This window comes from Streptomyces sp. P1-3, from assembly GCF_050613155.1.
Classification (GTDB): Bacteria; Actinomycetota; Actinomycetes; order Streptomycetales; family Streptomycetaceae; genus Streptomyces.
Genome location: NZ_CP192512.1, coordinates 7,052,674 through 7,079,060 on the forward strand (window position 1 = coordinate 7,052,674; position 26,387 = coordinate 7,079,060).

Here is a 26,387-nt window from a genome sequence, read left to right on the forward strand (position 1 = left end):
CCGGGCCCCCGCCTCCCGGTGCTCCCTCCGTACCCCATCCCCGCGTAACTCCAGGACTGACACCACCATGCTGCGTACAGCCCTGCGCAACGTCGTTGCGCACAAAGCCCGATTGGTCATGACCGCCCTCGCGGTCCTGCTCGGCGTCGCCTTCGTCTCCGGCACCCTCGTCTTCGGCGACACCGTCGCGAACTCCTTCCGCAACGCCTCCGCCAAGAGCCTCAAGGACGTGGCCGTCTCCGTCCAGGCGGACGACGCCGGCGACAAGCGCGGCACCGCCCTCGACACCGCGCTGGCGGGGAAGATCCGCGCGCTGCCCGGCGTCGACTCGGTGCGCCCCACCGTCAACGGCGAGGCCACCCTGGCCGGCAAGGACGGCGACCCGGTCAACGCCGACAACACCTGGCAGAACCTCGCCACGAACTACCAGCCCGGCAAGGACGGCAAGGACAGTCACTACCCGCTGAAGGAAGGCCGCGGCCCGGCGGCCGAGGGCGAGCTGGCCCTGGACGCCAAGACCGCCGACAAGGCCGGTTACGAGATCGGCGACACCGTCCGCTTCGCCATCGACGGGCCCGCGCTGACCAAGAAGCTCGTCGGCATCGTCGGCACCGACGACCCGCGGGTCACCGCGGGCGGCACGCTGACGCTGTTCGACACCAGGACCGCGCAGAAGCTGTACCTCAAGCCCGGCCACTTCGACGAGTTCGCGGTGGCGGCCAAGCCCGGCGCCAACGACCGCGCGCTGACCGACGAGGTGCGGGCGCTGCTGCCCGAGGAGGGCGCCACGGCCACCCGCGGTGCCGAGCTCGCCGCCGAGCAGTCCCGGCAGATCACCGAAGACACCAAGTCCCTCACCAAGACGCTGCTGGTCTTCGCCGGCATCGCGCTGTTCGTCGGCGTGTTCATCATCGCCAACACCTTCACCATGCTGATCGCCCAGCGCGGCCGCGAGATCGCGCTGATGCGGGCCGTGGGCGCCTCGCGCCGCCAGGTCGTACGCTCCGTCCTCGCCGAGGCGGCCCTCCTCGGGCTCGGTGCCTCCGCCGCCGGGTTCGGGCTCGGCCTCGGCATCGCCACCGCCATGCGCCCGCTGCTCAACGCGGGCGGCGCGGGGCTGCCCGACGGACCGCTGGTCATCTCGCCCGCGTCCCTGCTGTGGTCGCTCGCGGTCGGCGTCGTCGTGACCGTGCTGGCCGCCTGGCTGCCGTCCCGCAAGGCCGCGAAGATCGCGCCCGTCGAGGCGCTCAGCAGCGTCGACCAGGCACCGCCCACCCGCGCCCTGGTGGTCCGCAACGTGCTCGGCGGGCTCCTCACCGGGCTCGGCGTGCTGGTCATGCTGTACGTCTCCACGCTCAAGACCAGCAACGAGTCGGACCTGATGATCGCCATGCTCGGCTCCGCGCTGACCCTGAGCGGCATGATCGTCCTGGCCCCGCTGCTGTCCAAGCCGCTGATCACCCTGGCCGGCAAGGTCACCACCCGCCTCTTCGGCGTCAGCGGCAAGCTGGCCAAGGAGAACGCGCTGCGCAACCCGCGGCGCACCGCCGCCACCGCCTCGGCCCTGATGATCGGGCTCGCCCTGATCACCGGCCTCACCGTGGCCGGGCACTCCACCCAGCAGACCATCGACAAGCGGGCGACCCAGGGCCTGACGGCCGACTACAAGGTCACCAACAGCTCCTACGAGGGCCTCGACGCGGGCGTACCCGGCAAGGTCGCGAAGGTGCCCGGAGTCGCCGCGGCCGCGCCCGTCACCTCGGCGAGCCTCACGGCGAAGGGCGAGTTCGGCCTGCTCACCGGTACCGACCCGGCGACGCTCGACAAGGTCGTCGACCTGCGGTTCCGCGACGGTTCGCCGCGCGACATCGGCCCCGGGCGGATCGCGGTGTCCGACGAGTTCGCCAAGAAGGCGGGCCTCCGGGTGGGCGATACGGTCACCACGGACAGGGACCTCGGCAAGGCCGAGAAGAAGCTGAAGGTCGTCGGCGTGTACGAGAAGAACGCCGTCATCGAAGACGCGCTGGGCACGCTGCGCGACGTGCTCCCGTACTCCGGCTCCAAGAAGTTCGACAGCGTCCTGGTCAAGGCCGAGCCCGGCAAGGCCGTGGACCTGGACCGCGGCATCCGCGCGGCGCTCGGCGACAGCCCGCTGCTCAAGGTCCAGGACCAGGAGCAGATCGTCAAGGCGGACAGCGGGTCGATCACCCTGGTCCTCAACATGATGTACGGGCTGCTCGGCATGGCCGTCGTCATCGCGGTGCTCGGCGTCGTCAACACCCTGGCCATGTCGGTCTTCGAGCGCACCCGGGAGATCGGGATGCTGCGGGCCATCGGGCTCGACCGCTCCGGGATCAAGCAGATGGTGCGGCTCGAATCCGTGGTGATCTCGATGTTCGGCGCGGTGCTCGGGATCGGCACGGGCATCTTCCTGGCCTGGGCCGGGGGCAGCCTGACGGCGTCGTCGATGCCGACGTACGAGATGGCGCTGCCGTGGGCCAGGCTCGGGATCTTCCTGACGCTGGGGCTGGTGATCGGGGTCCTGGCGGCGATCTGGCCGGCCCGCAGGGCCGCCCGCCTGAACATGCTGGCGTCGATCCAGTCGCAGTAAGGGCGCACCACCGGGGCGGGGCGGGGGAGATTCCCCCGCCCCGTCCCTGTGCACGGCACCGACCTGCCCGCCGGATCCACGGGTACCGGACTACTGACTTCCGGCCGTTCCCGAATCGGTCATAGGTAAAGAATCTTCTGTCACGGGTCTTGACTCCGCAGGTCGAGTGCGTGGAATCAGCCGAACCGGAAGGACCGATTCGCCTACGCAGAGATCAACGACCGTCCACCTAAGGTGAATATGCCAGCTGCTAGATCCCCTTCCTCGGGAAGGTACGTGCAATGAGCAAAGTTCACGGCGCGATCCTGTTCGATCTGGATGGCACGCTCGTCGACTCCTACGCAGACGCTGAGGACTGCTGGGGCGAGTGGGCGGAGTCCGTCGGCGTAGGCGAAGTCTTCGACCTGTCGAGGTTCTACGGGCAGAAGCGCAGCGACATCGTGCGGACCCTGCTTCCGGATCTGCCGGAGCAGGAGATCCTGGACCACGCGGAGCGCGTCAGGCTCGCCGAGCGGGCCCGTGTCGCGAAGGTGGTCGCGCTGCCCGGCGCGGCGGAGGTACTCGCCTCGCTTCCCTCCGATCGCTGGGGCATCGTCACATCGAACGACACGGAGGTCGCCCTGGCGCGTCTGCGCAGCGCGGGCCTTCCGGCCCCCGAAGTGATCGTCAGCGCGGACGACGTCGTCCATCCCAAGCCCCACCCGGAGGGGTTCCTCCTCGCCGCGCGGAAGATGGGCGTCGACCCCGAGTCCGCGGTGGGGATCGACGACTCCCCCATGGGCATCGCCGCGGCCAGAGCCGCCGGTATGACGACCATCGCGGTGCGTTTCCGGCAGGAGGACAGCGCACTACAGGAAGCGCATGCCATCGCGGACGGCGTGGGCTCCATCGTGTTCCAGACACGGACCGGCGGAATTTCCCTCCACATTCCCGGAGTTCAGTCATGACCGTACGCATATCGCCGAGCATCCTCGCGGCCGACTTCACCCGGCTCGCCGACGAGGCGGACGCGGTCGCGCACGACGCCGACCTGCTGCATGTCGACGTGATGGACAACCACTTCGTTCCCAACCTCACGGTGGGGCTTCCGGTGGTGGAGTCCCTCGTGAAGAACGTGCGCCTCCCGCTCGACATCCACCTCGGTGTCGCCGACCCCGACCGCTGGGCCCCGGACTACGCCGAGGCGGGAGCGGGCAGCGTGACCATCCACGCGGAGGCCACCAACTCCCCGGTCCGCACACTGCGGGCGATCCGGGCGGCGGGGGCGCAGGCGGGACTCGCGCTCAGCCCCGCCACCCCTCTGCTGCCCTACGAAGGGCTGCTCCAAGAGGCCGACACGCTCCTGATCATGACCGTCGAACCCGGTTTCGGCAGCCAGAAGTTCCTGGAGTTCACGCTGGAGAAGGTCCGGCAGGCACGCGAGGCCATCGACGCGCTGCGGCGCCTGAGCGGCCGCGAGATACCCCTGTGGTTGCAGGTCGACGGCGGCGTCAACGAGAGCACCATCGCGCGCTGCTCCGAGGCGGGCGCGGACTCGTTCGTGGCCGGCTCGGCCGTGTACGCCGCCGCCGACCCCGCGGCCGCCGTGCGCGCCCTGCGTACGAAGGCCGAGGACGCGAAGCTGGTCGTCGCCGAAGCGTCCTGAAGCCGCCCCCGCATCCACTTCGCCCGGAAGGAACGATCACATGGGACGCGTAGAGGGAAAGGTCGCCCTCATCACCGGTGCCGCCCGCGGACAAGGGCGTTCGCACGCCGTCCGGCTGGCACAGGAAGGGGCGCACATCATCGCCTCCGACATATGCGAGGAAGTCGGAAGCACGCATTACACGCTGGCGACCAGCAAGGACCTCGACGAGACCCGACGGCTCGTCGAGAACGAGGGCGGGAAGATCCTGACCGTCAGCGCCGACGTGCGCGAGCCGGAGCAGCTGAAGGCGGTCGTCGACGCCGGCCTGTCGGACTTCGGGCACATCGACATCGTGTGCGCCAACGCCGGAATCGGCTCGCTCGGACGAGCCTGGGAGCTTTCCGACAAGCAGTGGGGCGACATGCTCGACGTCAACCTGACGGGGGCGTGGAACACCGTACGGGCCGTCATCCCGCACATGATCGAGGCCGGCCGCGGCGGGTCCATCATCTTCACCAACTCGGTGGCCGGCACCCTCGGGCGCCCCAACATGGCGCACTACGCGGCGTCCAAGCACGGGCTGGTGGGCCTGATGCGGTCGCTCGCCAACGAACTGGCGCCGTATTACATCAGGGTCAACAGCATCCACCCGGGCAATGTGGACACCGACATGGTGCAGAACACCACCGGGCGCAAACTGCTGCTGCCCGAGGTGGAGAACCCGACCCGCGAGCAGGCCGCCGCGGCCTTCACCGAGCTCAGCGTCATCCCGGTGCCGTGGGTGGAATCCGTCGACGTCAGCAACGCCGTGCTGTGGCTCGCCTCCGACGAGGCGCGCTATGTCACCGGCGCGACCCTGCCGGTGGACGCCGGCGCCGCGATCAAGGCATGAACCGGGCATCAGCCATCCCGGCACCAGCTGAGGAGTCATCACTTTCATGACGGTCATAGCGGAACGTTTAAGGCGGCTCAGCGAAGAGGGCGTGTCGATCTGGCTGGACGATCTCAGCCGCGAGCGCCTCATATCCGGCAACCTCGCCGCCGTCATCCGCGACAAGGCGGTGGTCGGCGTCACCACCAACCCCTCCATCTTCCAGCGGGCCATCGCCGGCGGCTCGGGATCCGCGTACGAGGCACAACTGCGGGATCTCGCCCTGCGCGGGGTCACCGCGGAGGAAGCCGTGCGGGTCCTGACGACCGCGGACGTGCGTGCCGCGGCCGACATCCTGCGGCCGGTGTTCGACCGCACGGAAGGGCACGACGGACGCATCTCACTGGAGGTGGATCCCCGGCTCGCCCATCACACGGAGGCCACCGTCGCCGAAGCCCGGCAGCTGTGGTGGATGGTGGACCGGCCCAACGTCCTCATCAAGATCCCGGCCACCCGGGCGGGTCTCCCGGCGATCACCCGGGCCATCGCCGAGGGCATCAGCGTGAACGTGACGCTGATCTTCTCGATCGAGCGGTACCGGGCGGTGGCGGACGCCTATCTCAGCGGACTCGAAGCGGCTCTCGAAGCGGGCCTCGACGTGTCCGGCATCGAGTCGGTGGCCTCCTTCTTCGTCTCCCGGCTGGACACCGAGACCGACCGGCGCCTGGAGCGGGTGGGAGGCGAGAAGGCCCTGGCGCTGCGCGGCCAGACCGGGCTCGCCAACTCCCGCCTGGCCCACGAGGCGTACGAGGAGATCGCCGACTCCGAGCGGTGGCGGGCTCTGGAGGCCGCCGGTGCGAACCCGCAGCGACTGCTGTGGACCTCGACCAGCACGAAGAACCCCGCCTACCCGGACACCTGCTACGTCACCGGCCTGGTCACGGCGGGAACGGTCAACACCCTGCCGGAGGAGACCCTGGACGCCGTGGCCGACCACGGCGACATCCAGGGCGACACGGTCCGCGGCCGGTACGCGCAGGCCGCGGAGGTCTTCGCCGGACTGGCCGGAGTGGGCGTCGACTACGACGAGGTCGTCCAGCTGCTGGAAGACGAGGGGGTCAAGGCGTTCGAGAACGCGTGGCAGGCACTCCTGGAGAGCGTCGAGAGCTCGCTCCGGCGTCTGGGCGAGGGGCCGGCCGCGTGACGAGCGCGGACGCACGATGACATCGACCGCCGTACCGGCGACGACCGAGAGCGGACCACGGGTGTCGCGGGCATTCGTGGTCCGGCTCGGGCTCGGCTACCTGGGCCTGTACAGCGCGGTGCTCTCGGTCGCGCTGGTCACCCTCGCGCTGCGGATCGAGGACGTCGACCCGCGGCACAAGGAGACCTCGCTCGCGGTCGTGGCGAGCCTCGGGGCCCTGGTCGCCCTGCTGGCCAACCCCCTGGCCGGCCGGCTGTCGGACCGCACCACCTCGCGATTCGGACGGCGCAGGCCGTGGCTCATAGGCGGCGTGCTCGGCGGCACACTCGGCTTGGCGATCATGGCCCTGTCCCCGTCCGTCGCCGCGGTCGCCGCCGGATGGTGCCTGGCGCAGCTCTGCTTCAACGCGACCATCGCCGCGCTGGCCGCCACCGTGCCCGAGCAGGTACCGGCACCGCAGCGCGGCCTGGTCTCCGGCGTCGTGGGCTTCAGCCAGCGCCTGGCCGTACCCGTCGGCATGGGGGCGGCCGCGCTGTTCTCGGCGGGCGCCGCCGGGTTCCTCGTACCGGCCGTGGCGGCGGTGGCGGTCATCACCCTGTTCGCCGTGCCCTTGCGCGACCGCGCGGCGCCGGCCGGCCAGGTCCCGTTCTCCGCGCGGGAGTTCCTCGGCAGCTTCTGGACCGATCCCCGCAGCCACCCGGACTTCGGATGGGTATGGCTGACGCGGTTCCTGACGTTCTTCGCCTCCGTGGCACCCGTGCCGTACCTCGCGTACTACCTCACCTCGGAGTTGCACGTCTCCGACGGCGAGGTAGCGGCCACCGTCGCGCTGCTGACCACGGTCAACTACGGCCTGAGCGGCCTGACCGCGGTCCTGTGCGGCTGGCTCTCCGACCGGATCGGCCGCCGCAAGCCCTTCGTGACCGCGGCCGCGCTCCTCCTGGCGGCCGGCCTCGGCCTGCTCGCGAGCGCGACCACGATGCCGTGGGTGTACGTCGCGCAGGCCCTGCTGGGCGTCGGCTCCGGCTTCTACTTCGCCGTGGACATGGCCCTGGCGACCGAGGTACTGCCCAACTCCGCCGACATCGGCAAGGACCTCGGCGTCATCAACAGTGCCGACGTCCTTCCGCAGTCCATCGGCCCGGCCCTCGCGCCGCTGCTGCTGGCCGTCGGCTCGGGACACAACTACACAGCTCTCTACCTGTTCACGATGGTCGTCGGGCTCGTAGGGGCCGTCACCGTCACCCGGATCAAGACCGTGCGCTGACCACCATCCGCATCATCTGGCCATCTGGAGGAACCCGTGATCTACGAATACGCCTACCTGTACATCACCCCGGGCCGCGAGGACGAGTTCGAGCAGGCGCTCGTCGCGGCGAGCCCGATCCTGAAGTCCGCGGAGGGCTGCGAGTCCGTCGACCTCTACCGCGACGTCGAGACCACCGGTTCCTACCTGCTGCGTGTCGGCTGGGCGCACCTGGACGACCACCTGGAGAAGTTCCCCAAGAGCGAGCAGGCCGGGAAGTTCGCCGCGGCCATCGAGCACTTCTTCGACCGTGAGCCCACCCTGCGCCACTTCGACTCCCGGCCGGTGGGGCAGCCGTCCGCCGGCTAGGTGTGTTGTCCCGGCAGGTCGGTGACGCGGCTGGCTGGGGCTTCGCCCCTGGACCCCCGGGTCCGGGGAGGGGCCCCGGCGCGGGGGTAGCCGCAGATCGGACTCAGCCGGGAGGGCTGGGGCCCCACGCCCGCAGGGCGTAGGGGGGAGGGCCGGGGGAATGGAGCGCCGCAGGCACCTAGGTGCGCGCCAGCTCCTCGTGCCGGATTCCGGGCCCGTCCTCCGCGGGCCCGTCTCCGGCCGCGCCGTCCGGCTCGCCGAACCACGCGACCGCCACGGCACCGGCCACGGCGAGGGCGAAGCCCGCGATCGCGAGCCACAGGAACCCGGGGCGCGAGGAGTCACCGAGCCACAGCACGCCCAGCATCCCCGGCAGGATCGTTTCTCCTACGACCAGCGCCGCCGTTGCGCCATTGACCGACCCGATCTGCAGGGCGACGGTGTGCAGGTACATGCCGACGGCGCCGGCGACGAGGATCGCGTACAGCGCGGGGTCGGCCAGCAGGGCCAGCGGGTCGAACGGATCGACCCCCTCCAGCACCCGTACGCCCACTCCGATGGCGCCGAAGCCGAGGCCCGACAGCAGACCGGCCGTGATGGCGCCCCGGGAGCCGAGTCGGCGGACCAGCAGGGTGCCACCGCCCATCAGCAGCACGGTGACCGCGAGCAGCCACCAGTGCGCCGCGTCGGAGCCCCGGCTGTCGCCCTCCGCTCCCGCCGCCGTGGCCAGCATGACCAGCGACGCGCAGACGACGCCGATGGAGGTCCACTCCGCGCGGGACAGCCGGATGCCGAGCAGCTTGATGCCCAGCAGCGCGGTGATCACCAGATTGGCGCTGATCACGGTCTGCGACAGGAACAGCGGGAGCAGCCGGGCGGCCAGCGCGCCCAGCCCGAAGCCGACGAAGTCCAGCACCGTGCCGACCATGAACTCCCAGGTCATAGCGGCTTTGGCGGTGGAGGAGAGACTCGGTCCGCCGTGCTGGGTGGTACCGGTGGTGGAGGCCGCGGCCGCCTCCTGGCGGGCGGACTTGCGGGATCCCACGGCCTGCAGGACCGATCCCGTGCCGTAGCAGGCCGAGGCCGCGACGGCCGTCAGGAGGCCGATGATCACTAAGAGCTCCGTTCACGCGCGAGGGGACTGCGGACCAAGAGGCACTCCCGCGAAGAAGATGCGCCGCGACGGCTGGAAGTTGCCTCACCGCGGCCGTTTGCCGACAGCGCCGGGATCAAGGCGCCGCGATCAAGCCGTCGTACGGCTGCCGCCGCCCTGCCCGCCCTGCCCGCCGCGTCGCGGGCGCCGGCGCCGGGCGCCCGACCTCCCGGTACCGGACCCGCCTTCGGCACCGGCCCCGCCCACGGCACCGGACCTGCTGCCGGAACCGGAGCCGGACCTGCTGCCGGCACCGGCCCTGCCGCCGGCACCGGAACCGGACCTGCCGCCGGGATCGGCCCCGGCCGCGGCGCGCTTCGGCCGCGCGCCCGCCCTCGCCCTGGTGCCCGCCTTCGCCTTGGCGGCCTTGGCGGGCGCCTTCTGCTTGCGCTGGTCGGCGGCCGCCGGCACCTCGAGCGTCACGGCCACGCCGGACGGCTCCCGCGCCCCGGTGAGCCGCGCGAGCTCCTCGTCGCTGGACTTGACCCTGGCCGTGGACGGGCTGATCCCCGCGTCCGCCATCAGCCGTGAGATCTCCCTCCTCTGCTCGGGCAGCACCAGCGTCACGACGCTGCCGGACTCCCCGGCCCTGGCGGTGCGCCCGCCACGGTGCAGGTAGTCCTTGTGATCGGTCGGCGGATCGACGTTGACGACCAGATCCAGATCGTCGACATGAATGCCGCGGGCCGCCACATTGGTGGCCACGAGCGCCGTGACGTGACCGTTCTTGAAGTAGTCGAGGGTGCGATTGCGCTGCGGCTGCGAGCGGCCGCCGTGCAGCGCGTCCGCTCGTACGCCGTTGGCGAGCAGCCGCTTGGCGAAGCGGTCGGCCGCGCGCTTGGTGTCCACGAAGAGGATCACCCGGCCGTCGCGGGCCGCGATGCGCATGGCCACGGCCTTCTTGTCGGTCTCGTCCGCGACGTGCAGCACATGGTGCTCCATGGTGGTCACCGCGCCCGCCGACGGGTCGACCGAGTGGACCACGGGGTCGGTCAGGAACATCCGGACGAGCCGGTCGATGTTCTTGTCCAGCGTCGCCGAGAACAGCATCCGCTGCCCGTCCGGCTCGACCTGCTTGAGCAGCGCCGTGACCTGCGGCATGAAACCCATGTCGGCCATCTGGTCGGCCTCGTCCAGGACGGTGATCGACACCCGGTCGAGGGTGCAGTCGCGCCGTTCTATGAGGTCCTTGAGCCGCCCGGGCGTGGCCACGAGCACTTCCGCGCCGCGCCGCAGCGTGCCGGCCTGCTTGGTGATCGACAGCCCGCCGACGACCGTGGCCAGCCGCAGGTTCACGGCCGTCGCGTACGGCGTGAGGGCGTCGGTGACCTGCTGCGCGAGCTCCCGCGTGGGCACCAGCACCAGCGCGAGCGGCGCCTTCGCCTCGGCGCGGCGGCCCGCGGTGCGGGCGAGGAGCGCGAGGCCGAACGCGAGCGTCTTGCCCGAGCCGGTGCGTCCCCGGGCGAGGATGTCCCGTCCGGCGAGGGAGTTCGGCAGCGTCGCGCCCTGGATCGGGAAGGGCTCGGTCACGCCCTGTGCCGCGAGGGTCTTCGCCAGGGCGGCCGGCATGTCCAGCGCGTCGAACGTCTCGGCGGCGGGCAGCGCGGGGGTGACGGTTTCCGGCAGCGCGAATTCGCGCGGCGGCGCGGCCTTGCGGGCGGGGGCCTTGCCGGTGCCCCTCGCGGCGGCCTTCGCAGGGGCCGTGCCGCGGGATGTCGCCGGCCGCGTGCGGGCCGGGCGTGCGGATCGAGTCATGGGGAAATGCCTTCCTGGGCCTCACGGACAGCACAAGCCGGGGCCCGCACCGCGAAGGTGCGGGCCCCGCGTAGGCCCCATCCGGAGCTGCCGGAAAACAATTAGGCGCCTGAGGAGGCTTCCGGTCAGGCGCGCAGAGTTCATGGGTACCAAGAACGAATCGGACTCAGGCTAGCATGCCTCGCCCATCGGCCACGCGGGCCGTGGTACCGCGGTCGCCGGGGTCAGGCGGGGCCGCGCGCGCGGCGGGACAGGGCCTGACCGACGACTTTCGCCACCACCGAGGGGTGGAAGAGGACGGTGGGCGGAGCCAGCATGTTGGCGACCCGCACGAAACGGGACCACACCTGCGCGTCGCGCACCGACACCGCGAAGAGGTGCTTGTTGTACCAGTGGGCGATCCTCGCCGTGAGGGGCTGGTGGTGCGGGTTCCACATGAGGTCCGAGTTGGTCGACAGCGTCCACGGCACCAGGACGATCCGTGCCACCGCGCGCTGATACGCCCTGCTCAGACCGTCGAGGCCGGCCTTGACCCGCCGGTGTTTGGCCAGGGTGCGGTGGAGGAGGTCGGCCTCCAGCGCGGCGACCGTCAGGCCCTGCCCGTAGGCCGGGTTGAACACGCAGACCGAGTCGCCGATGGCGATCAGGCGTTCCGGCCATTCCTTGACCTTGTGGTACGGACGCCACTGGTTGTTGACGTTGGTGTACCGGTAGATAGGTTCCTGGTGGGTGCGGCGTTCGATCTGCTCGGCCAGATGGGCGTTGTCGAGGCTCTTCGCGAAATCCAGGTATGCCGCGTCGTCGGTCGGCGGCGCGTGGTCGCCGAACCCGATCAACGAGCACGTCCAGCGGTTCCGCTCCACGGCCAGGACGACGCCGCCCCGGGGGATGTGGGGGGCGAACGTCATCTGGTAGGCGATGTTGAAGTCCGGGTGGCCCTTCTCCGGCCGGTCGAAGTTCATCGACGTATACGTGATCTTCGCCTTCACGACGCGCTTGCGGGGGACCGGCAGGCCCATCTCCTCCAGCCAGCCGTCCAGCGCGCTGGACCGCCCCGAGGCGTCGACCACCAGGTCCGCCGTGAGCTCCGTGGGCCGCTCGGCGCCGTCCGTCCGGTACAGCACCCGGTTGACCCTGCCGGGACTCCCCATTCGCAGGCCCTCGCACCGGGTCGAGGAGAGCAACGTCACCTCGGGCAGCGCGAGCACCTTGTGCCGCAGGCGCCGCTCCAGTTCGTCCCGGGTGAACGACTGGATCTCCACGCCGGTCCGGGCGCGCGGGGCGAACCCGGACGGCAGCAGGAAGCTGATGTGCTCGCCGTAGTCGAAGACCGGCGCCCCGATCTCCTTCAGTTCCGCGCGGAGCCCGGGGAAGAGCCGCTCCAGGACCTCCGCGCCTTTGGCCAGCATGGCATGGGCGTGGTAGCCCTGCGGTACGTGCGGATGGGTGCCGGTCTGCTCGTCCACCGAGTCCCGCTCCAGGATGACCACTTCGGAGAAGTGGTCCGCCAGTACGCGGGCCGTCACCAGACCGGCGTACCCGCCGCCGACGACGACGGCCTTCCCCCAGCGGGCACCGGACCGGAGAGCTCTGTTCTGCATGGGTGCTTCCCTCCCTTGAGCCTGATACCCGCCATACCCGTCTTACGGGGCGCCGAGACGAGCGTAGGGCCTCCGCCGTCGCGAACCGGTCATTTGGGACGGTGTCTCATTCCTGCGGAGCCGGGCCTGCGCGGCATGCGCGCCACCCCGATGGATCAGGGGCGCGGGGGGTCGGTGTCGGGGAGCGCCGATCACGAGATATCTTGATGTCGAGAGACGATGTAGACGTGAAGCGGAGTATCGGTGACTGACTCGACCATCATCTATACGCACACTGACGAGGCTCCGGCCCTGGCGACGTACTCGTTCCTGCCTGTGGTCCGGGCGTACGCAGCGACGGCCGGGATCAGTGTCGAGAGCCGTGACATTTCCCTGGCCGGGCGGATCATCGCCAGCTTCCCCGAGCACCTCGAAGAGGCCCAGCGCATCGACGACGCGCTCGCCGAGCTCGGCGAGCTGGCCAAGACGCCCGAGGCGAACATCATCAAGCTGCCGAACATCTCGGCTTCCATTCCGCAGCTCAAGGCCGCGGTCGCCGAGCTGCAGCAGCAGGGCTACGCGCTGCCGGACTACCCGGACGACCCGAAGACCGACGAGGAGCGGGAGATCCGCGCCCGGTACGACAAGGTCAAGGGCAGCGCCGTCAACCCGGTGCTGCGCGAGGGCAACTCCGACCGCCGCGCCCCCGCGTCGGTGAAGAACTACGCCAAGACCCACCCGCACCGCATGGGCGCCTGGACCCCCGAGTCCAAGACGAACGTCGCGACCATGGGTGAGAACGACTTCCGCTCCACCGAGAAGTCCGCGGTGATCTCCGAGGCCGGTGCCCTCCGCATCGAGCTGGCGGGCGACGACGGCTCCACCACCGTGCTGCGCGAGTCCGTGCCCGTGCTGGCGGGCGAGGTCGTCGACGCCTCCGTGATGCGCGTCGCCGCGCTGCGCGAGTTCCTGACCGCGCAGGTCGCCCGCGCCAAGGCCGAGGGCGTGCTGTTCTCGGTGCACCTCAAGGCGACGATGATGAAGGTCTCCGACCCGATCGTCTTCGGCCACGTGGTGCGCGCCTTCTTCCCGAAGACGTTCGCCAAGTACGGCGAGGTGTTCGCCGCCGCCGGCCTGACCCCGAACGACGGTCTCGGCGGCATCTTCAAGGGCCTGGAGTCTCTGCCCCAGGGCGCTGAGATCAAGGCCTCCTTCGACGCCGAGCTCGCCGAGGGCCCGGAGCTGGCGATGGTCGACTCCGACAAGGGCATCACCAACCTGCACGTGCCGTCCGACGTCATCGTCGACGCCTCCATGCCGGCCATGATCCGCACCTCCGGCCACATGTGGGGCCCGGACGGCCAGGAGGCCGACACCCTCGCGGTCCTGCCGGACAGCAGCTACTCGGGCGTCTACCAGGCCGTGCTCGACGACTGCCGCGCCCACGGCGCCTACGACCCGTCGACCATGGGCTCCGTCCCGAACGTCGGTCTGATGGCGCAGAAGGCCGAGGAGTACGGCAGCCACGACAAGACCTTCGAGATCCCGGCCACCGGTACGGTCCGCCTCGTCGACCAGGCCGGCAACGTGGTCCTGGAGCAGGCCGTCTCCGCCGGCGACATCTTCCGCGCCTGCCAGACCAAGGACGCCCCGATCAAGGACTGGGTCAAGCTGGCCGTCACCCGCGCCCGCGCGACCGGCGACCCGGCGGTGTTCTGGCTGGACGAGACCCGTGCCCACGACGCCAACCTGATCGCCAAGGTCGAGCAGTACCTGCCGGAGCACGACACCGAGGGCCTGGACATCCGGATCCTGTCCCCGGTCGAGGCGACCAAGCTCTCCGTGGAGCGCATCCGCCGCGGCGAGAACACCATCTCCGTCACCGGCAACGTGCTGCGCGACTACCTGACCGACCTGTTCCCGATCCTGGAGCTGGGCACCAGCGCCAAGATGCTGTCGGTCGTCCCGCTGATGGCGGGCGGCGGCCTCTTCGAGACGGGCGCCGGCGGCTCCGCGCCGAAGCACGTCCAGCAGCTCGTCAAGGAGAACTACCTGCGCTGGGACAGCCTGGGTGAGTTCTTCGCGCTCGCGGCCAGCTTCGAGCACCTCGCGCAGGCGGCGGGCAACGCGCGCGCCCAGATCCTCGCCGACACCCTCGACCGCGCCACGGCTACCTTCCTCAACGAGGACAAGTCGCCGACCCGCCGCGTCGGTGGCATCGACAACCGCGGCAGCCACTTCTACCTGTCGCTGTACTGGGCGCAGGAGCTGGCCAAGCAGACCGACGACGCGGACCTGGCCAAGGCGTTCGCGCCGCTCGCCGAGTCGCTGACCGCCAAGGAGCAGACGATCGTCGACGAGCTGATCGCGGTCCAGGGCTCGCCCGCCGACATCGGCGGCTACTACCAGCCCGACCCCGCCAAGGCGGAGGCCGTCATGCGTCCGTCGAAGACCCTCAACGAGGCGCTCGCGACCCTCGGCTGACCGACCGACTCACGAAGAAGGGGCCCCCGGCCGTCCAAGCGACGGCCGGGGGCCCCTTCCCATGCACGCACGGTGCTCAGCGCACCGTCACGGTGAAGACGGCGGAGGCGGTCTTGCCGCTGACCATGCGCAGCTCGTTCTTGCCCTTCAGGCCGAGCTTGGCGCGCAGCGAGTAGGCGCCGCTCTTGTTGACGACGGTGCCGGCGGGCAGCGCGACCCACTTGCCTCGCTGCTTCTGCTGGAGGCCGACCTTGGTGCCCGCCGCGATGCCGGTCGCCTTGCCGGTGATCCGGAACTCCTGCCAGGCGCGGACGCTGTTCACGGACGGCTTGGCGGTGAGGGCCGCCTTGGCCTTGGGCTGGACCTTCACCTGCGCCACGGGCTTGGCCGGAGCGGGGGAGGCGGCCATCGCCGTGGCGGCACCGCCGCCGAGGATCGCGGCGGCGAGGGTGGTGGCGATGACAAGGCGACGCGTCTGATTCATGGCATTTCTTCCACATCGTGTGAATTGGACGACCTTCGCCCTGATAGAGGGGGGAAGTGAGGGATGGGTTGCGTCGTTCGCCGCGGATTTCTCGCCGGGATTTCCCCCTCAGGCGTCGGCCGATACGACGGTGTCCCAGGGATCCACGGCGATGACGAGGACCCCGTGCTCGCCGCCCGCCGGAAGTGACGCCCGGCGGATCAGTGGCTCCCATTCCACCGGCCATACCGTGGTGGCGTCCCATCGGACGCCCTCCAGCGGCACGCCGTCCAGCGCCGAGGGGCGGCGGCGGTGGGGCTGCGGCAGAGGCGTGCCACCTCCACCTCTCCGTTGTCTCCCTTCCCGACCTCGGTCACCACCCGGGCGGCAACCCGGGTCATCAACAGTGACTCAGGCAGTGGAAGTTGTGACGTCGCGCTGGTGAGGGGCCCTCACAGGGGCTCGCCGCGGCCACGGCCTCCTGGCACGGAACCGTGGGCCGTCACGACGGGAACCGTCACCGCGACTGACCCCGGCGCGCGTCGCGGCTACCGTGACCCGCATGGCGAGCCGGACCGTCAGCGTTCACCATGTGCGCGCCGCATTGCGCGGCGCGCGGCGCCTCGGCGTCGACACCGTGCCGCTGCTCCAGCGCGCGCGGATCCCGCCGCTGCTGCTCGCTGACGACCACGGCCGAGTCACCGCCGAGCAGTTCACCCGGCTCGTCCGCGGCCTGTACCGGGCCACGGACGACGAGTTCCTCGGCCTCGGCACCGGCCCGAGCCGGCGCGGCACGTTCGCGATGATGTGCTACGCCTGCCTGGGCTGCCGGGACCTGGGTGCCGCGCTGCGGCGCGGCATCCGCTTCTACGGGCTCTTCCCGCACGGCCCCGACCTGGCGCTGGAGACCCCCGTGGCACCCCGGACCGACGCGTGCCGCGCCACCCGTCACGACGCTGTCCTCGTCGTCCGCAGCGATCTCACGCACGACGAGGACCACTTCCTCTCCGAGTGCCTCGTCGTCATCTGGCACCGGCTCTCCAACTGGCTCATCGGCCGCCGGATCCCGCTGCGCTGGGCCGAGTTCGCCTATCCCGCGCCGTCCTGCCACGCGGAGTACGACCTGCTGTTCGGCTGCCCGGTGCGCTTCGGTGCGCACCGTACGCGCGTGGGCTTCGACGCCCGCTGGCTGGCCTCGCCCGTCGTACGGGACGAGGCGGCGCTGGAGCGTCTGCTGCGCCGGGCCCCCGCCGACCTGCTGAGCCGCCGCGACTACGGCACGACGGTCGCCGAGCAGGTGCGCCGCACCCTTGTACGGGCGTTGTGCGGCGGTGCCGGGGCGGCACGGCTGCCCGAGGTGGCCGAGGTCGCCGCCCGGCTCGCGGTCAGCCCCGCCACGCTGGGGCGGCGGCTCCAGCGCGAGGGCACGTCGTACCGGCTCCTGAAGGACGCGGTGCGCCGGGACGCGGCGATCGCGGGGCTGACGCAGGGGAGCGAGCCGATCGCGGAGTTGGCGGCGCGGCTGGGGTTCTCGGAGGACACGGCCTTCCACCGGGCCTTCCGCCGCTGGACCGGGACGACGCCGGGCGCGTACCGGCTGTCCGCGACCGTCACCCGTGAGAGGGAACGCCGCGGGGCCTGCCGTACGCCTGGTGAGGCGCGAGGCCAGCAAAGGTGAGCGGTCCGGTCAGCGCCGTCCCCGCCCGGAAGTCACTACGGTCCCCTCACCATCCAGGCCGTGACCGTTGGGAGAGCCGCATGTACCTCCGACACCCGCGCAGCCACCGCCGACTCGCCGCGGCCGTGGGGGCCCTGACCCTCTCTCTGGCGCTGCCCCAGGCCCTGGCACCCGCGGCCGCCGGCGCCCCGGCGGGCAAGCCGGGCGACATCGTCAGCTCGGCGCCGACCTCCTTCCACCCGCTGCCCGGCCAGCCGACGAACACCAGGGCATGGCACGTCGAGTACCGCTCCACCACCGCCACCGGCGCCCCGAACACCGTCTCCGGCACGGTCATCGTCCCGGACGACGGCCGAAGGGGACCGCGCCCGATCGTCACCTACGCCGTCGGCACCGTCGGCCTCGGCGACCAGTGCGCCCCCTCGGCCGGCTTCCCGCACGGCACGACCGTCGAGGCCAGCCTGATCAACCAGGTGGTGCGGCGCGGCTGGGCCGTCGCCGTCACCGACTACGAGGGCCTCGGTACCCCCGGCGACCACACCTACACCGTCGGCCGTGCCGAGGGGCAGGCCGTCCTCGACGCGGCGCGCGCCGCCCAGCGGCTGCCGGGCGCGGGCCTGTCGAAGGACTCGCCCGTCGGCATCATGGGCTACTCCCAGGGCGGTCAGGCCTCCGGCTGGGCGGCCGAGCTCCACGCCTCCTACGCCCCCGAGCTGAAGGTGAAGGGCACCGCGACCGGCGGAGTCCCCGCCGACCTGCTCAAGACCGCCGACTTCAACAACGGCAACGTCGGAGCGGGGCTGGTCCTGATGGCGGCCACCGGACAGAACGCCGCCTTCCCGGAGCTGGACCTCGACAGGTACCTCAACGACCAGGGCCGCCACCACGTCGACTTCATGCGGAGGAACTGCGTCGCCATCGACACCGTGGCCGGGCTCTTCAAGCGCGTCTCCGACGTGACGGTCAAGAACCCGCTGGACGAGGCCGACTGGCAGCGGCGGCTGCGCGAGAGCGACCTCGGCACCCGGGCGCCCGACCACCCGGTGTACCTCTACCACGGGTTGGTCGACGAGCTGATCCCGTACGAGGTCGGTAAGGGGCTGCGCGCGGACTGGTGCGCCAAGGGCGCCCAGGTCCAGTGGCGGACCTATCCGCTCGGCCACATCACGGGCGTGACGGTGGGCGCCTTCCCGGCCATGGAATGGCTCGCGGACCGCTTCGCGGGCAGGCCCTCCACGGGCAACTGCGGCTGATCGCCGTCCGCGGGCGGACTCCCGCGCTCCTCCCGCCCCGAGAATCTCCGTCGCTGGCGACCACGGTGCGTGAGCTATGTTGAGCGGGAGAGGGTCGAGAAGGAGGCACTCCCGTGTCATCAGGGCAGCAGGCACGCGCGCAGGCGTCCGCGATCACCCCGGGAAAGCGGTCCGCGGAGGCGGAGCCGCTGCCCGCGGACAAGGTGCGCGCCCTGTTCGGCGGCCACCGGCTGTCTCCCGCGCAGCGGCGCATCGCGCAGTACATCACCGACCACCTCACCGAGGCCGCGTTCCTGTCGATCACGGACCTCGCGGAGCGGGTCGGCGTGAGCCAGCCGTCGGTGACCCGCTTCGCGTCCTCCCTGGGCTTCAGCGGGTACCCCGCGCTCAGGGAGGCGCTGCAGCCGATCGCGCTGAGCGCGGTCGCCGGCGCCCCGGGGACGCGGGAGGAGATCCGCCGCAACGAGCTGCAGGCGGCCGTCGACGCCGAGATCGCGAACCTGGAGAGCCTGCGCCGGGTGTTCGCCGACACCGACCAGGTGCTCGACGTCGGCCGCGAACTCGCCAGGTCCGTCCCCCTGACGATCCTGGGCCTGCGGATCTCCGTCTCGCTGGCCGAGTACTTCGCGTACGCGGCCAAGCGGATCCACCCGGACGTGCGCCTGGTGTCCCGCGGCGGCAGCGTGGCCTATGACGCGCTGCTCCAGTCGCGGGAGGCCGGCGGGACGTGGGTGCTGGCGTTCGCGATGCCCAGGCACGCCCACGAGACCCTGGCGGCGATGCGGGCCGCGCGCCGTACCGGGCTGCGCGTCGCGCTGATCACGGACCTGACGCTCGGGCCGCTGGTGGAGGAGGCCGAGGTGGCGCTCACCGCCGGCACCGGATCGCGCCTCGTCTTCGACTCGTATTCGGCGCCGGGGGTCCTGGCCGCGGCCATCCTCCAGGCCATGGCGGACGCCGATCCCGAGCGCACCCAACTGCGGCTGGAGAAGTACGAACAGGCCGCGGAGCAGCACGACTTCTTCCTGGACCAGTGACCCGGCGGGCTTGGCCTCTCCGGCCTCCGCGGCGGGGCGCCACGCGCGGAAGCGGGGGCGTTTTTTCAGGCCCCGCGATGCATGAAATTTTTCATGTCCTTGCGTACTTCGCAGTATATATATTTACTACGTGTGGCACCTGGGCCTCACGGGGCTGGAGCCGGTAACAGCGCTCGCGACGGCGAGCCCCGGGAGCCAAGTGGACGAACACCCTGGGACGACTACCCTCCTCGTCGGCCCGGCGGTGTTCCGTTCGGGCAGTCCGCTCCCCTCGGATGCCCCCGGCGGCCCCCGGTCAACCCCTGGGCCGGGGCCGCCGGTCATCATCTGGTCCCCGCGACCAGAACCCTCAGCTCCGGAAGCGACGGCGATGTCCCAGACGATGACCCAGACCTCCTCACCGATCAACGCGGCCTGGCCCTGCCAGGTTCCGGCCCCCGGGACGCGGGACTGGGAGCGTGCGGCGGCCCGGTGGCTCCGGGACCTCCTGCCGGCCCGCTACGCGGGATACCCGACGCTCACCCGGCACCCCGTCCTGCTCGCCCGGCACGCGCAGATCCAGCTCCAGCACGAGATCCGCGCCGTGCGGGTCGCGCTGCGGACCTCCCGGGCCGAACTGCCCGGGCTCGGGGTCGCCGAGACGATCATCGAAAGCAGCATCAGGATGTACGCGACCGAGCTGGAGCAGCTCAACCGCCTCGCGTGCGGAGTGCGGCTGATCACGGAAGCCCTGCTCAAGGACGGCGGCGCGCAGCGCTGGCGATGACGCGGTCATCGCCGGGCGGCGCGGGGCGACGGCTACAGGCCCTGCGCGAGCAGCAGCTCGTGCGCCAGCCGCGCGCCACGCGCGGAGCTGTCCTGTGGCCCCCGGTCCTCGGACGGAATCTGCTCAAGGCCCTGGGCGAGGGCCCGGACGGCGTCGGCCAGGGTCTGGACCTGCGCTTCCAGGAGGCGCAGCCGCTCGGCGTGGCCTTCCGGGACCTGCTGGGCGGCGGGGTTGTCGGTCGTCATCATCGGCCTCCGCGACGTCGTGCTGGTACGTACCGGTCAGGTTCCTATTCGGCGGGTGTGATCAGGCCGTAGTGGGTGGCGTCCCCTCTCGCGCCGTACTTCCAGACTCGTCATTCGACCCCTAGTTCGCAAAAGGGGGCAAAATGGTCGGGCCGGAAACCTACCCTGGCAGGGAGAGACACAGATCCTGGACCCGATCGGGGCGAGCTGCCGTGATCACACGCGTACGCCTCTCCCGCCGGCACCCGACACGGTCGGCCAAGCCGGGGCCCCCGCGCGAGCCGCCCCAGCCTCCGCGCCCGACCACGTCCCCTCCCGCCTGGCGGCGGTGGCTGCTGCCCCTCGCCCTGGTGGTCGTGTTCGTCGTCCTGCTGCTGGTACGGACCCCGGCGGGGGACAAGCCCACCTCGTACAGCTACACCGACTTCGTCGGCAAGGTGGACGTCGGCCAGGTGCGGACCGTGAGCATCGACGACAAGGGCGAGGTGCACGGCACCTTGAAGAACGGCACGAAATTCACCACCCAGATCCCCACCGCGCTCGACAACCGCGGCCTCGAACAGGATCTCCAGGACAAGGACGTGCGGATCACGGCCACCCGGGACAGCGAGGGCGGCGGCAACGCGCTGGTGACGCTCGCGGTGCTGTTCCTGCCGCTGCTGCTGCTCGGCGGTCTCCTGCTGTGGACCGGGCGGCGGGCGGCACGGTCGCTGACGGGCGGCATCAGCGCCATCGGGCGGTCCCGAGCGAAGATCATCGAAGCGGAGCGGCCGACCACCCGGTTCGACGACGTCGCCGGCTACGAGGGCGTCAAACAGGAGGTCAACGAGGTCGTCGACTTCCTGCGGAACCCCGGCCGCTACGCCGCGGCGGGCGCCAAGGGGCCGCGCGGCGTGATCATGGTCGGGCCGCCCGGCACCGGGAAGACCCTCCTCGCGCGGGCCGTCGCCGGGGAGGCCGACGTGCCGTTCCTGTCGGTGACCGGCTCGGGGTTCGTCGAGATGTTCGTCGGCGTCGGCGCCTCCCGGGTGCGCGACCTGTTCGGCGAGGCACGCAAGCGCGCTCCCTCGATCATCTTCATCGACGAGATCGACGCCGTCGGCAGCCGCCGGAGCGCCGTACGGATCAGCGGCAACGACGAGCGCGAGCAGACCCTCAACCAGCTGCTGGCCGAGATGGACGGCTTCGACGTCAGCACCGGCATCGTCGTCCTGGCCGCCACCAACCGGCCCGAGGCCCTCGACACGGCCCTGCTGCGCCCCGGCCGCTTCGACCGGCACGTGACCGTCCCGCTGCCCAACCAGGCCGAGCGAGCCGCGATCCTGGCCGTCCACTCCCGAGGAAAGTCCATGTCAGCCGCGGTCGACCTGGGCGTGATCGCCCGAGCCACCCCCGGCTTCTCCGGCGCCGACCTGGCCAACCTGGTGAACGAGGCGGCCATCAACGCGGTGCGCGCCGACCGGTCGACCATCGGCCCCGACGACCTCGACGCGGCCCGCGACCGGATCCTGCTCGGCCGCCGGGAGTCCTCCAACGCCCTGCTCCCCGAGGAACGCCGTTCGGTCGCGGTCCACGAGTCCGGACACGCGCTTGCCGCGGCGCTGTGCGAGCACGCCGACCCGGTGGCGAAGGTGACCATCCTGCCCTCCGGCCCGGCGCTCGGCGCCACCGAGCAGCTCCCGGAGGCCGAGCGGCACCTCTACAGCGAGAGCTACCTCAGCGACCTGCTCACCGTCCGCCTGGGCGGCCGGGCCGCCGAGCTGGTCGTCTTCGGCGAGGGGACGACGGGGGCCGCCGACGACCTGGCCGCGGCCACCCAGATCGCCGTCCGTATGGTGCGCGAGTTCGGGCTCTCCCCGGAACTGGGACCGGTCGGCTACGCCGCCAGCCGCCCCCAGTTCGTCGGCGAACCGGCGGACGAGCCCCAGTGGCGGCCCTATTCCGAGCAGACCCAGCGGCTCGTCGACGAAGAGGTCGCACGTCTGGTGCGGCAGGCCGAAGAACGCGCCGTCGCCCTGCTGCGCGCCCACCGGACGGCACTGGACCGGCTCGCCGCCCTCCTCGTCGCACGGGAGACCGTCGACGGGGCCATGGTCCTCGACGTCCTGGCGAAGGAGCGGCAGCCGGACCGGAGCGAGGACAGGCGGCCGGACCTGCGCAAGGAGCGGCAGACCGACCTGCGCGAGGAGCGGCACGACCTGCGCGAGCAAGAGCAGCCGGAGCCGGACCCGCACGAGGCGCGGCGGCCCGGCGACCACTGAGCCGGACCGGCCGCGGCCAATGCGCCGGAGGCCACGGCCACCGAGCCGCATCGGCCACGGCCAATGCGCCCGCGGCCAAGGCGACCGAGCCGGACTGGCCACAGCCACCGGGCCAGAGGCCACTGCGGCCGCGCCGGATCGGCCACGGCCACTGCGCCGGAGGCCACGGAGGCCACGCCGGATCGGCTGCGGCCACCGAGCCGCCCCGGCCGCGGCGACCACGCCGCCCCGGCCGCGCCGACGTCACGGCCGGGTGCCCGGGTCGGTGTACCGCAGCAGCACCCCGACGCCCTCCTCCAGCGGCAGTTCGCGGCGCGGCACGACGACCAGCTCCGCCCCCGTGCGGACCAGCGCGCGGATCAGCGCCGCCCCGGCCGGGCCCTCCTGGCAGCCCAGCACGCCGAACGACTCCAGTTCCGCGGGCGACAGGGCGATCTCCGTCGGCTCCGAGCCGGTCCACAGCGGCCCCCAGAACTGGACGGGGGTGTTGAGCAGCAGCGCGCTCACCTGGCCGCGCTGCAACGCGGCCACGACGTCGGCCATCCCCTCGACCGCGCCCCCGCCACGGGCCCGCTGCGCCAGGAACGTCTCCATCCGGGCCCGGTCCCGCGCGCTCAGCCTCCCCCGGAACGCCGCCTCCAGCTCCCGCTCCATCAGCGCGCGGCCCGGGCCGGCGCCGCGCCCGTCGCCCGCGACCGCGACGACGCGCTCGCGCAACTGCCGGGGAAGGCGGTTGACCAGCACGTTGCGCGCCCACGGCGTGCCGCTCACCACGATCGCCTCGGCGTCGCTGCCGTACGCCAGCTCCGCCAGCTCGGCGGCGATCCGGGCGGCGCCGCGCGGCCACTGATCCGCGGGACCGCGCCGGTGGTGGCGGACCCCGGGCGAGACCATGCTGCTGGGCCACCGTCCCGCCTGGAAGTCCACCTCCAGCTCCTCCGGCGCACCGGTGTCCGCGTGCGTGACACGGTGCACGGCCGCCGCGGTGTACGGGATGTCGGGCGCGTGCTGCACCACCAGCGGCAGGACGTCGGGCAGCCGGGTGAACCGGGCCGCGTCGTGCGCCGGTGGCTCGGGCAGTTCGTCCACCAGCACCAGATGGCCGTGGCTGGCGAAGATCGCCTGCCCGTGCCGCCCGGCCACCCGCCGGTCGGCGCCCGCCGCCCCGGCGACGGCGGCCACGGTGGCGGTGTCGGCCCCCTGCCCGGCCAGCTCCTCGCGCACGTGCCGCCGTCGCAGCCCCATGGCCGTCTCCGGGTCGTCGACATCGCGCGAGGTGTCCAGATAGGCGCAGGCGTAGGGGCCCGGGCTCGCGTACACCGGATCGAGAAAGGTCAGCTTCACGATCGCTCCCCTTTTCGGCGCCCCGCTTCCACTCTCGGTGTCCCCGCTTCCAGTAGACCGCGTCAGCCCTTGACGACGCCGAGGGGTACGAGACGGGCGACGACGCGGGCCAGCCCGGCGCCCTCGGTGGCGGCGGCCACCGCGTCGACGTCCTTGTACGCGTCGGGTGCCTCCTCGGCCAGTCCGCGCCAGGAGGACGGGCGGACGGCGATGCCCCGGGACTCCAGCTCGTCGCGCAGCTGCTGCCCGCGCACCATGCGCAGCGCCTTGTGGCGGCTCCACACCCGCCCCGCGCCGTGGCAGGCCGAGAAGAACGCGTCGTTGCCGGGCATGCCCACCATCACGTAGGAAGCGGTGCCCATGGTGCCGGGGATCAGCACGGGCTGGCCGGCGGCCGCGAGATCGTCCGGCAGACCCGGGGCACCCGGCGGCAGCGCCAGCGTGGCGCCCTTGCGGTGGACGCAGAGCCGGCGCGGCGCGCCGTCGACCTCGTGGGTCTCCAGCTTCGCCATGTTGTGGGAGACGTCGTACACCAGGTCGAGGCCCGTCTCCGCCGCGGTGGCGAACGCCCTGCGAGCGGCCTCGGAGAGCAGCTGCCGGTTGGCGCGGCCGTAGTTGGCGGCCGCCGCCATCGCCCCCAGGTAGGCGCGGCCGGGCGGGGACTCCACGGGCACGCAGGCCAGCTGCCGGTCCGGGACCTCGATGCCGTAGCGGCGCATCGCCTGGTCCATCACCCGCACGTGGTCGGTGCACACCTGGTGGCCCAGACCGCGCGAGCCGCAGTGGATCATCACGCACACCTGCTCGGGCCGGAGCCCGAAGGCGGCCGCGGTGGCCGGGTCGTACACCTGGTCCACCGCCTGCACCTCCAGGAAGTGGTTGCCCGAGCCGAGACTGCCCACCTGGCCGAGCCCCCGCTCCACGGCCCGCGTCCCGACCTGCGCCGGATCGGCCCCGGCCAGGGCGCCGGCGTCCTCGCAGCGCGCGAGGTCGCGCGGCACGCCGTGGCCGTGCTCGACCGCGTACCGGGCGCCGCCGGTCAGCAGCCCGTCCACCTCCCCGCGGCCGGACAGCGGCCACAGGCCGCCACGTCGCATGCCGCGCGGGATGGTGGCGTCGAGGATGTCCATCAGCCGCGGCAACCTGCGGGCCAGCGGTCCGCGGTCGATGCCGGCCGCCAGCAGCCGGACGCCGCAGGAGATGTCGAAGCCGACGCCGCCGGGCGAGATCACGCCGCCCGCCGCGACGTCGGTGGCGGCCACTCCGCCGATGGGGAAGCCGTACCCCCAGTGCACGTCGGGCATGGCGAAGGACGCGCGGACGATCCCGGGCAGCGTCGCCACGTTCGCGACCTGCTCCAGCGCCTGGTCGCCGGCGATCTGGGGGAGCAGGTCCTTCGAGCCGAACACCACTCCGGGCACCCGCATGGGCCCTCGCCGCTCGATGACGAAGCGGAACGAGCCTTCCTCCACCAGGGTGATCTCCATGCTCCGCGCCTCCAGTCCGGCCATCGCGGTGTCAGACGTCGACCGTCACGTGGCAGCTCCACCTCCCCGGCGCGCCCTCCAGGCGGAGGCCGTGCAGCGCGACGGCCTTGGGGACGGCTCCGACCGGTGCCGCCGCGGCGGCGTCGACCATGCGGAAGCGGACCGTGGTGGTACGGCGGCCGTCCTCCGCGCTGATGGGCTCCACCGCCACGTCCAGGGGGATCTCCCCGTCGATGTCCATCCTGGAGATGACTTCCTCCAGCACCGCGCACAGCACGTCCGCGTCGGTGCCGGCGGTGACCGAACACTCCCGTTCGGCCACGAAGCCGGCCGCGGAGGTGTCGGCGAAGCCCTCCACCATCGCGCGCACGGCTTCGGCGATGCATCCCTCGGGCGTGGTGGACCAGGCCTCCAGGCGGGTGTCCGCGGTGTGCGGCACGGCCCGGTGGCCGCTGCCGGGAGGCCGGTCGGCGGGCACTCGATCGTCCACCGCCTCTCCTCCGGCCCAGGGGTCCGGGGCCCCTTCCTCCAGCCTTGACCAGCGCCTCACCTGCGGCAACCGGGGGCGGGAAGCCGCTGACGAGGCGCCGGCGGAGCCGGCGGCGGTGATGCCGCGCGGACGTGCTCCGGGCCGTCGCTAGCGGCCGATGCGTCCCGCGCACCGGAGAGCGGTGCCGAGGGGCAGTCCGGGGCCGTTCCCGGTGAGGGCCGAGTCGAGGTGGCGGGTCGTGTACTCGGCGACGCAGCGGTCGGCCTCGGCGACGGATCGGGTGACGGGGATGAGGATGGTCGCGACGAGGCCGTCGTCCGCCGCCGCCGGGGCGGCCGAGAGGCTGAGGGCGGCGGTGACGACGGCGGCCAGGGCGGCGCCGCGGCGTGCGATGCGGGTCATCAGACACTCCGAATGATCTTGTGTGGGGGGTTCGCGGTCCGCACAACGAGGCGGACCGCGG

22 protein-coding genes are annotated in these 26,387 nt (G+C 72.0%); 13 read left to right on the top strand and 9 right to left on the bottom strand.

The features are described from left to right. Positions 1-67: 67 nt before the first annotated feature. From ACQUSR_RS30130 to ACQUSR_RS30160, 7 genes are all read left to right on the top strand, one after another. A complete protein-coding gene (locus ACQUSR_RS30130) occupies positions 68-2,611 on the top strand; it encodes an ABC transporter permease (RefSeq protein ID WP_431045946.1) in 2,544 nt (847 codons plus the stop codon). A 281-nt stretch (positions 2,612-2,892) separates the two neighbouring features. Continuing rightward, positions 2,893-3,558, top strand: coding sequence for an HAD family hydrolase (locus tag ACQUSR_RS30135; RefSeq protein ID WP_431045949.1), 666 nt, complete (start codon positions 2,893-2,895; stop codon positions 3,556-3,558). Beyond that, positions 3,555-4,256 carry a ribulose-phosphate 3-epimerase gene (rpe, locus tag ACQUSR_RS30140; protein ID WP_431045951.1) on the top strand — a complete coding sequence of 234 codons (702 nt, stop codon included), beginning with the start codon at positions 3,555-3,557 and terminating at the stop codon, positions 4,254-4,256. Before ACQUSR_RS30135 ends, rpe begins: the two co-directional genes overlap by 4 nt. Positions 4,257-4,296: 40 nt before the next feature. Beyond that, positions 4,297-5,130 carry a mycofactocin-coupled SDR family oxidoreductase gene (locus ACQUSR_RS30145; RefSeq protein WP_431045953.1) on the top strand — a complete coding sequence of 278 codons (834 nt, stop codon included), beginning with the start codon at positions 4,297-4,299 and terminating at the stop codon, positions 5,128-5,130. A gap of 55 nt (positions 5,131-5,185) precedes the next feature. Further along, positions 5,186-6,313: a transaldolase gene (gene tal, locus ACQUSR_RS30150; RefSeq protein ID WP_431047931.1), complete on the top strand. Its 1,128-nt coding sequence runs from the start codon at positions 5,186-5,188 to the stop codon at positions 6,311-6,313. Positions 6,314-6,329: 16 nt separating this feature from the next. Next, positions 6,330-7,580 (top strand): MFS transporter, encoded by a 1,251-nt coding sequence (locus tag ACQUSR_RS30155; protein WP_431045955.1) that lies wholly within the window; start codon positions 6,330-6,332, stop codon positions 7,578-7,580. 36 nt (positions 7,581-7,616) lie between these two features. Continuing rightward, on the top strand, positions 7,617-7,928 hold the full coding sequence (locus ACQUSR_RS30160; RefSeq protein WP_431045957.1) for an antibiotic biosynthesis monooxygenase family protein: 312 nt from the start codon (positions 7,617-7,619) through the stop codon (positions 7,926-7,928). A gap of 178 nt (positions 7,929-8,106) precedes the next feature. Here ACQUSR_RS30160 and ACQUSR_RS30165 read toward each other — a convergent pair whose 3' ends face one another. The 3 genes from ACQUSR_RS30165 to ACQUSR_RS30175 all read right to left on the bottom strand — a co-directional run bounded on the left by ACQUSR_RS30165 (position 8,107) and on the right by ACQUSR_RS30175 (position 12,437). After that, positions 8,107-9,042: a hypothetical protein gene (locus tag ACQUSR_RS30165; RefSeq protein ID WP_431045959.1), complete on the bottom strand. Its 936-nt coding sequence runs from the start codon at positions 9,040-9,042 to the stop codon at positions 8,107-8,109. Positions 9,043-9,171: 129 nt separating this feature from the next. Then, positions 9,172-10,836 (bottom strand): DEAD/DEAH box helicase, encoded by a 1,665-nt coding sequence (locus tag ACQUSR_RS30170; RefSeq protein ID WP_431045961.1) that lies wholly within the window; start codon positions 10,834-10,836, stop codon positions 9,172-9,174. A 224-nt stretch (positions 10,837-11,060) separates the two neighbouring features. Then, complete coding sequence (locus ACQUSR_RS30175; protein WP_431045963.1) at positions 11,061-12,437, bottom strand: FAD-dependent oxidoreductase; 1,377 nt, start codon at positions 12,435-12,437, stop codon at positions 11,061-11,063. A gap of 243 nt (positions 12,438-12,680) precedes the next feature. Here ACQUSR_RS30175 and ACQUSR_RS30180 point away from each other — a divergent pair, with 243 nt between their 5' ends. Further along, positions 12,681-14,900 (top strand): NADP-dependent isocitrate dehydrogenase, encoded by a 2,220-nt coding sequence (locus ACQUSR_RS30180; RefSeq protein ID WP_431045965.1) that lies wholly within the window; start codon positions 12,681-12,683, stop codon positions 14,898-14,900. Between the two features lie 76 nt (positions 14,901-14,976). Here ACQUSR_RS30180 and ACQUSR_RS30185 read toward each other — a convergent pair whose 3' ends face one another. Continuing rightward, positions 14,977-15,384: a hypothetical protein gene (locus tag ACQUSR_RS30185; protein ID WP_431045967.1), complete on the bottom strand. Its 408-nt coding sequence runs from the start codon at positions 15,382-15,384 to the stop codon at positions 14,977-14,979. Positions 15,385-15,925: 541 nt separating this feature from the next. On the opposite strand from ACQUSR_RS30185, the gene ACQUSR_RS30190 reads away from it, so the two are divergent. The 4 genes from ACQUSR_RS30190 to ACQUSR_RS30205 all read left to right on the top strand — a co-directional run bounded on the left by ACQUSR_RS30190 (position 15,926) and on the right by ACQUSR_RS30205 (position 20,097). Then, a complete protein-coding gene (locus tag ACQUSR_RS30190) occupies positions 15,926-17,041 on the top strand; it encodes an AraC family transcriptional regulator (RefSeq protein WP_431045969.1) in 1,116 nt (371 codons plus the stop codon). A gap of 80 nt (positions 17,042-17,121) precedes the next feature. Continuing rightward, positions 17,122-18,294, top strand: coding sequence for a lipase family protein (locus tag ACQUSR_RS30195; protein WP_431045971.1), 1,173 nt, complete (start codon positions 17,122-17,124; stop codon positions 18,292-18,294). A 113-nt stretch (positions 18,295-18,407) separates the two neighbouring features. After that, entirely contained in the window at positions 18,408-19,331 is a 924-nt protein-coding gene (locus ACQUSR_RS30200) for a MurR/RpiR family transcriptional regulator (RefSeq protein ID WP_431045973.1), read from the top strand. 370 nt (positions 19,332-19,701) lie between these two features. Next, a complete protein-coding gene (locus ACQUSR_RS30205; RefSeq protein ID WP_431045975.1) occupies positions 19,702-20,097 on the top strand; it encodes a hypothetical protein in 396 nt (131 codons plus the stop codon). Positions 20,098-20,129: 32 nt separating this feature from the next. On the opposite strand, the gene ACQUSR_RS30210 is transcribed toward ACQUSR_RS30205, so the two are convergent. Further along, complete coding sequence (locus tag ACQUSR_RS30210) at positions 20,130-20,345, bottom strand: hypothetical protein (RefSeq protein ID WP_431045977.1); 216 nt, start codon at positions 20,343-20,345, stop codon at positions 20,130-20,132. Positions 20,346-20,554: 209 nt separating this feature from the next. On the opposite strand from ACQUSR_RS30210, the gene ftsH reads away from it, so the two are divergent. After that, positions 20,555-22,603, top strand: a complete 2,049-nt coding sequence (gene ftsH, locus ACQUSR_RS30215) for an ATP-dependent zinc metalloprotease FtsH (RefSeq protein ID WP_431045979.1) — start codon at positions 20,555-20,557, stop codon at positions 22,601-22,603. Between the two features lie 243 nt (positions 22,604-22,846). Here ftsH and ACQUSR_RS30220 read toward each other — a convergent pair whose 3' ends face one another. From ACQUSR_RS30220 to ACQUSR_RS30235, 4 genes are all read right to left on the bottom strand, one after another. Further along, positions 22,847-23,947, bottom strand: a complete 1,101-nt coding sequence (locus tag ACQUSR_RS30220) for a hypothetical protein (protein ID WP_431045981.1) — start codon at positions 23,945-23,947, stop codon at positions 22,847-22,849. 62 nt (positions 23,948-24,009) lie between these two features. Then, a complete protein-coding gene (locus ACQUSR_RS30225; protein ID WP_431045983.1) occupies positions 24,010-25,434 on the bottom strand; it encodes an RtcB family protein in 1,425 nt (474 codons plus the stop codon). Between the two features lie 31 nt (positions 25,435-25,465). After that, complete coding sequence (locus ACQUSR_RS30230; RefSeq protein ID WP_431045984.1) at positions 25,466-25,924, bottom strand: archease; 459 nt, start codon at positions 25,922-25,924, stop codon at positions 25,466-25,468. Positions 25,925-26,071: 147 nt separating this feature from the next. After that, on the bottom strand, positions 26,072-26,326 hold the full coding sequence (locus tag ACQUSR_RS30235) for a hypothetical protein (protein WP_431045986.1): 255 nt from the start codon (positions 26,324-26,326) through the stop codon (positions 26,072-26,074). Positions 26,327-26,387: the final 61 nt, after the last annotated feature.

Bases quoted from the DNA above. Each gene is read 5' to 3' on its own strand.
- ACQUSR_RS30130 (WP_431045946.1), top strand. From the start codon at position 68: ATGCTGCGTACAGCCCTGCGCAACGTCGTTGCGCACAAAGCCCGATTG.
- ACQUSR_RS30135 (WP_431045949.1), top strand. From the start codon at position 2,893: ATGAGCAAAGTTCACGGCGCGATCCTGTTCGATCTGGATGGCACGCTC.
- rpe (WP_431045951.1), top strand. From the start codon at position 3,555: ATGACCGTACGCATATCGCCGAGCATCCTCGCGGCCGACTTCACCCGG.
- ACQUSR_RS30145 (WP_431045953.1), top strand. From the start codon at position 4,297: ATGGGACGCGTAGAGGGAAAGGTCGCCCTCATCACCGGTGCCGCCCGC.
- ACQUSR_RS30155 (WP_431045955.1), top strand. From the start codon at position 6,330: ATGACATCGACCGCCGTACCGGCGACGACCGAGAGCGGACCACGGGTG.
- ACQUSR_RS30170 (WP_431045961.1), bottom strand. From the start codon at position 10,836: ATGACTCGATCCGCACGCCCGGCCCGCACGCGGCCGGCGACATCCCGC.
- ACQUSR_RS30175 (WP_431045963.1), bottom strand. From the start codon at position 12,437: ATGCAGAACAGAGCTCTCCGGTCCGGTGCCCGCTGGGGGAAGGCCGTC.
- ACQUSR_RS30185 (WP_431045967.1), bottom strand. From the start codon at position 15,384: ATGAATCAGACGCGTCGCCTTGTCATCGCCACCACCCTCGCCGCCGCG.
- ACQUSR_RS30190 (WP_431045969.1), top strand. From the start codon at position 15,926: ATGGCGAGCCGGACCGTCAGCGTTCACCATGTGCGCGCCGCATTGCGC.
- ACQUSR_RS30195 (WP_431045971.1), top strand. From the start codon at position 17,122: ATGTACCTCCGACACCCGCGCAGCCACCGCCGACTCGCCGCGGCCGTG.
- ACQUSR_RS30205 (WP_431045975.1), top strand. From the start codon at position 19,702: ATGTCCCAGACGATGACCCAGACCTCCTCACCGATCAACGCGGCCTGG.
- ACQUSR_RS30210 (WP_431045977.1), bottom strand. From the start codon at position 20,345: ATGATGACGACCGACAACCCCGCCGCCCAGCAGGTCCCGGAAGGCCAC.
- ACQUSR_RS30225 (WP_431045983.1), bottom strand. From the start codon at position 25,434: ATGGAGATCACCCTGGTGGAGGAAGGCTCGTTCCGCTTCGTCATCGAG.
- ACQUSR_RS30235 (WP_431045986.1), bottom strand. From the start codon at position 26,326: ATGACCCGCATCGCACGCCGCGGCGCCGCCCTGGCCGCCGTCGTCACC.